General features: G+C 68.2%; 2 protein-coding genes. Both read left to right on the top strand.

From position 1 onward, the window contains the following. Positions 1-363 precede the first annotated feature (363 nt). Positions 364-1,851 carry an amino acid permease gene (locus AB0H32_RS47960; protein ID WP_361135947.1) on the top strand — a complete coding sequence of 496 codons (1,488 nt, stop codon included), beginning with the start codon at positions 364-366 and terminating at the stop codon, positions 1,849-1,851. A gap of 27 nt (positions 1,852-1,878) precedes the next feature. Beyond that, complete coding sequence (locus AB0H32_RS47965) at positions 1,879-2,331, top strand: Lrp/AsnC family transcriptional regulator (protein WP_067129751.1); 453 nt, start codon at positions 1,879-1,881, stop codon at positions 2,329-2,331. Positions 2,332-2,346 lie beyond the last annotated feature (15 nt).

The raw sequence follows: 2,346 nt of genomic DNA on the forward strand, positions 1-2,346 counted from the left end.
GCCACCCGGACGGGTCGCCGGCTAGCAGACGCCGCGCGGTGTCGTGGACGTCGGCTGCCGGGAACAGCGGGGGCCGTCCGCGTGCACGGGGCCCGGAGGGGCCGAAAAGGGGTGAACCGTGGCCCTGTGAGGTGTCCGTGCAACGGTCAACAGTCCGCGCGCAACGATTTGTCATACCGGCCTGATGAACGCAATGATCATCCAGGGACGCGCAAGGTTGCTGCATTACGCCCGTGAAGGCCCGCCTCATAGGGTGCTGCGCTGTACGTGGTGTGGCGGGGACCCCGCTCGGTGGGTTCCTGCCCGGCAGGCGCCTACTCGGTCCCCACCCGTCCTGACCGGCATCGAACAAGGAGCCAGCGCGTGCTCGACCAAGGCGCACCCCCGCAGAGCCAGAGAACGGCCGCCCCCGCATCCCAGGGCGTTGCCGCGCGCCTGATGCGTCGCAAGCCCGTGGAACGCCTGGTCGCAGAGGGCGGCCAGGGTGAGGGAGGGGCGCTGCGGCGCTCTCTCGGGCTGTGGCAGCTGACCATGATCAGCATTGGTGCCACTCTTGGTACCGGCATTTTCGTCGTCCTCGGCAACGCCGTTCCTCAGGCCGGTCCGGCTGTCACCCTGGCCTTCGCGATCGCTGGTCTCACGGCTCTGTTCTCGGCTCTCTCGTACGCCGAACTCGCGGGCAGCATCCCGGTCGCCGGCTCCTCGTACTCGTATGCGTACGCAACGCTGGGTGAGCTGGTCGCCTGGGTCTGCGGCTGGTGCCTCGTGCTGGAGTACGGCGTGTCGGTGGCCGCTGTCGCCGTCGGCTGGGGGGAGTACCTGAACGAACTGCTCGACGGCACCATCGGTGTCACCATCCCCGCCTCCCTGTCCTCGGCACCGGGCGAGGGCGGCATCATCAACCTGCCCGCCCTGATCGTCGTCCTCCTGGCGATGGTGTTCCTGCTCGGCGGCGCGCGTGAGTCCGCCCGCGCCAACACGATCATGGTCTGCGTGAAGATCGTTGCACTGGTGCTGTTCTGCGCGGTCGGTTTCATGGGCTTCAAGTCCGGCAACTACGCCGACTTCATGCCGCTCGGCATGTCCGGGGTCAGCGCCGCCGGTGCCACGTTGTTCTTCTCGTACATCGGCTTCGACGCCGCCTCCACCGCCGGTGAGGAGGCGAAGAACCCCAAGCGGGACCTGCCGCGGGCGATCATGCTGTCGCTGATCATCGTGACCGCGCTGTACGTGCTCGTCGCCGGCGTCGCCGTCGGCGCCTGGAACTGGAAGAAGTTCGACGGTTCGGAGGCGACCCTCGCCGCGATCATGAACGATGTCAGCGGCCAGACCTTCTGGGGCACCCTGCTCGCATTCGGTGCGGTCATCTCCATCGCGAGCGTGGTGCTCACCGTGCTCTACGGCCAGACCCGCATCCTCTTCGCGATGTCCCGCGACGGCCTGGTGCCGAAGGCGCTCGGCAAGGTCCACCCGAAGACCGGCGCTCCCCGCCTCAACACGGTGATCGTGTCCCTCTTCTGCGGTGTGCTCGCCGCTCTCGTCCCGCTGGGCAAGCTTGTCGACGCCACCAGCATAGGCACGCTGTTCGCCTTCGCCCTGGTCAACATCGCGGTCGTCGTCCTGCGGTACAGGAGGCCGGAGCTGGAGCGCACGTTCAAGGTGCCGTTCGGCCCCGTCCTGCCGGTGCTGGGATTCCTCTTCTGCGCGTACAACATGTTCAGCCTCGACATCGTCACCTGGGTCGTGTTCGGTGTCTGGATGGCCGTCGGGCTCGTGTTCTACTTCGTATACGGCTACCGCCGTTCCCGTCTCGCGACCGTTGAGGACCTCGCGGTGGCGGCAGAGAAGTGACCGAACCGAAGAAGTGAACCACCCCCTGTGCTGAACGATCTCGACGAACGCATCGTGCACGCCCTCGCCGAGGACGCCCGCCGCTCCTACGCGGACATCGGGCAACTGGTCGGCCTGTCCGCGCCCGCCGTCAAGCGGCGCGTGGACCGGCTGCGGGCCACCGGAGCCATCACCGGATTCACCGTCCGGGTGGATCCGGCGGCGCTCGGCTGGGAGACCGAGGGCTACATCGAGATCCACTGCCGGCGCAACACCTCGCCGGAGACGATCCAGCGGGGTCTGGAGCGCTACCAGGAGGTCGTGGCCGCGTCGACCGTCACCGGCGACGCGGACGCGATCGCCCAGGTCTTCGCCTCCGACATGCGGCACTTCGAGCGGGTCCTGGAGCGGATCGCCGGGGAGCCGTTCGTCGAGCGGACCAAGTCGGTCCTGGTGCTGTCGCCGCTGCTGCGCCGCTTCTCGTCAGGGGCGCCGGGGTAGGAGCGGGACTCCGCC

The sequence above is a fragment of the Streptomyces sp. NPDC020362 genome (genome assembly GCF_040642095.1).
Classification (GTDB): Bacteria; Actinomycetota; Actinomycetes; order Streptomycetales; family Streptomycetaceae; genus Streptomyces.